Below are 3,132 nucleotides of genomic sequence, written 5' to 3'. Positions count from 1 at the left end.
TCCTTCGAGGCCTGCAGACCAGCAGTCGAGCTGAAGAGCACCACCGATCCGCGGCCAAGCTCGCGCATCTGCGGGATGCAGCTTGCAGATTCGCCAAATGGCCCCGACGTTGAAGCTGAACATGGCTTCGTACCCTTCACGTCTATCAGCCGCTTCATCGCACCGTAATGCCAGCGGCCGCGACCAAGCCCTCAACCGGCCGGCCAAAGCTCTCGCGGGCGAGGTCGACCAGCCCTTCCAGCATCGCCGGATCGGTCACGTCGCAGACAACTCAACGGGCACCAGGACAGGCGGCCAGAGTTTGGTCCAGAGCCTCTTGCGACAGGTCAGCCAACACCAAATCCGCTCCACCCGCCGCCAGCAGTTTGGCACTGGCCGGGCCAAGCGCGCCACCCGCCGGTAATCAGCACCGTTTTTCCGGCAAAGGTCGTGTCAATCAAGATTGTAGTCCTCCTCCAAGATAAGAACTCCCACTGTACCCGCTCTGAAAGCGAATACCGGACAGCGGATGATCCGCGTCATTCCAAATCCATTGGTGACCGCCGCAACGGTCGAGGCGCAGGACGGCTTGCGCCGCCCCAAGAACACCGCACTCTACCGGCGTTCCTGTCTGAGAGTTTTCAGAGACATGAGGACGCACGCTCGGCGACCTGATGATGTGTGGCGAACCAAACGTCACCCTTTGCTTTGGCGCGTCGAATTAATTCTTCTACGATCCAGATCCGTGAGCGATATCCAATGACGTGTGGATGCAGAGTCAGCTGAAATAAATCGGCATCTTGATAGGCCCCTTCGAACTCCCGAATAAATACAGAAAGCACGTCGTCGACTGATAAATCTGGCCGTGAAGACCCATCGGGACTCATCCAAAGATAAGTGGCATCGTCTCGAATCCATTCGACCGGTATTTCAATCACTCCCGTGGGTTCCTCGTCTTCCAGCAGCTCATAGCAACTATCATCGGCCATAAGGGATGAGTCGTATGTCAATCCGGTTTCACGTATGATCCGTAGAGTTGCGTCGGAAAAATCCCAGGAAGGCGTTCGAATTCCCGTCGGGCGTTTGGAAGTGATTTTTTCAAGAGTGTCGGCACTCCTCATCATTAAAGAGCGCTCGCTCTCTGCGCTCAGTTCCGAGTTTAGCTCGTGTATCCAGCCGTGCATGCCAATTTCATGGCCTTCATCGACAACTGCGCGTTGCTCGTCTGGATACAACTGAGCGATCACAGCGGGAACGAAAAAACTCGCCGGAACGTCGTACTTTCTCAAGAGTTCCAAAGCCCGAGGCATCCCTCGTCGGCTCCCGTACTGACCCCAGGATAATCTGCTTAGCGATCGCCCTCCCCTGCGCAATTCGTTCGACTCATGATCGACGTCGAACGAGATGGCGAAGGCACAGCGTTTACCGCCGGGCCACATTGGTCTTAGTGCCTTGCCCGCTCTGACTTTGTTGATGCGCCGCCGCCAATGGCTTTCAGGCCATTCCCAGGGATTGAGTGCGGTCGAATTGGCCACCAGTTCCTCCTGAGCAGTGTCTGCATTGAATTCCGCCGAAAACTCAATGAGCGGAACGCGGCACCAGCTCAGCTGGCAGCCCCGCAAGCCGATCAGGCCGTCGCTTGAGTTTGCGCCTTGATTACGACAAGATGGCCCAACTCATTCAGATTTTCTCACTCTCGCGAACAAGCTCATCCATAACCGAGCGCACGGCGCTTTCTGCGATTGCAACAATCTCCTCCGCCTCAGCTTTGGTTGTAACCAGCGGCGGAGCAAAGCCCAAAATGTCCCCGTGCGGCATGGCCCGAGCGATAAGACCACGGTCACGGGCGGCCTTCGAGATTCGCGCACCTACCTTGAGCGCCGGATCGAAACGCTTCCGATTGTCGCGATCGGCAACGAACTCGATTGCGCCCATAAGACCGACGCCCCGCACTTCGCCGACGATCGGCAACTGCGCGAACCTCTCCTGCAACTGCGCCTGGAAAAACGCGCCGACGTCACGCGCATTGCCGGGGAGGTCTTCTTTCTCGACAATATCGAGGACCGCGTTGGCCGCGGCGGCGCCGATCGGATGACCAGAGTAGGTGTAGCCGTGCGAGAATGCCCCGACCTTGTCGGCTCCATCCTCCAGGACTTTATACACCTTCTCACCGACGATTGCCGCTGAAAGCGGGAAGTAGGCCGACGTCAAACCTTTAGCGATCGTGATGAGGTCTGGCTCGATGCCATAGTGCTGTGAGCCGAACATGGAACCGGTGCGGCCGAACCCTGTGATCACTTCATCGGCAATCAGCAGCACATCATGTTTTTTGAGGACCGTCTGTACCGCTTCCCAATAGCCTTCCGGCGGAGGCGTGATACCACCTGTGCCGAGGACGGGCTCGCCAATGAAGGCGCCGACGTTGTCCGGGCCGAGCCGCTCGATCAACTGATCAAGCTCGGCGGCGCGGCGAGCGGAGAATTCGCGCTCGGTTTCGCCCGGGGTTGCGCCCCAGTAATGATGTGGAACACCCGTGTGAACAATCTGCGGAAGTGGCAGGTCCATGTGGTCGTGATAAAAGCTCATGCCCGTCATCGAGCCCGACACGACGCTGCAGCCGTGATAGCCGCGTTCACGGGAGATGATCTTCTTTTTGGTCGGCTTGCCACGCAGGTTGTTGTAGTACCAAACAAGCTTGGCCTGGGTCTCGTTCGCATCCGAGCCGGACATGCCATAGAACACCTTGCTCATCTTGCCCGGCGCCATCTTCACAAGGCGATCGGAGAGGATCGCAAGCTCGTCGGTCGTGTGCGCCGCATAGGAGTGGTAATACGCCAAGCGATAGGCCTGACGCGAGATCGCATCGGCGACTTCCGTGCGGCCATACCCGACATTGACGCAGTATAGGCCGGCAAAGCCATCGATAAATTGGTTGCCATGCGCGTCCTGGATGCGGATCCCCTTCCCTGTCACCACGATCGTTGGGTCGCCGAGCTTGCCAGTGGCGAAATCTTTAAGCTGAGTGAAAGGATGCAAGACCGAGTTGCGGTCCTTTTCGGTGATCTCTTTGATGTTGATGGTCATTGAATGCTTCCTTTCAGGCCGCGATGTTGCCGATGCAGAGGTATTTGGGTTCGAGATATTCGATAAGAC

At 57.4% G+C, this 3,132-nt stretch carries 2 protein-coding genes; both read right to left on the bottom strand.

The genetic code is table 11. The features are described from left to right. Positions 1 to 620 precede the first annotated feature (620 nt). Positions 621 to 1,514: a polysaccharide deacetylase gene (locus ENZ75_RS26450; protein ID WP_224570030.1), complete on the bottom strand. Its 894-nt coding sequence runs from the start codon at positions 1,512 to 1,514 to the stop codon at positions 621 to 623. Positions 1,515 to 1,659: 145 nt separating this feature from the next. Then, on the bottom strand, positions 1,660 to 3,063 hold the full coding sequence (locus ENZ75_RS26445; protein ID WP_063169325.1) for an aspartate aminotransferase family protein: 1,404 nt from the start codon (positions 3,061 to 3,063) through the stop codon (positions 1,660 to 1,662). Positions 3,064 to 3,132: the final 69 nt, after the last annotated feature.

Source organism: Mesorhizobium sp. M7A.F.Ca.CA.002.04.1.1 (genome assembly GCF_004022805.1).
GTDB classification, from domain to species: Bacteria; Pseudomonadota; Alphaproteobacteria; order Rhizobiales; family Rhizobiaceae; genus Mesorhizobium; species Mesorhizobium ciceri.
This window is presented reverse-complemented; position numbering and strand designations above follow the sequence as displayed.

What these genes read in the sequence shown, in the direction of transcription:
- ENZ75_RS26445 (WP_063169325.1), bottom strand. Translation starts at nt 3,063, where the DNA reads ATGACCATCAACATCAAAGAGATCACCGAAAAGGACCGCAACTCGGTC.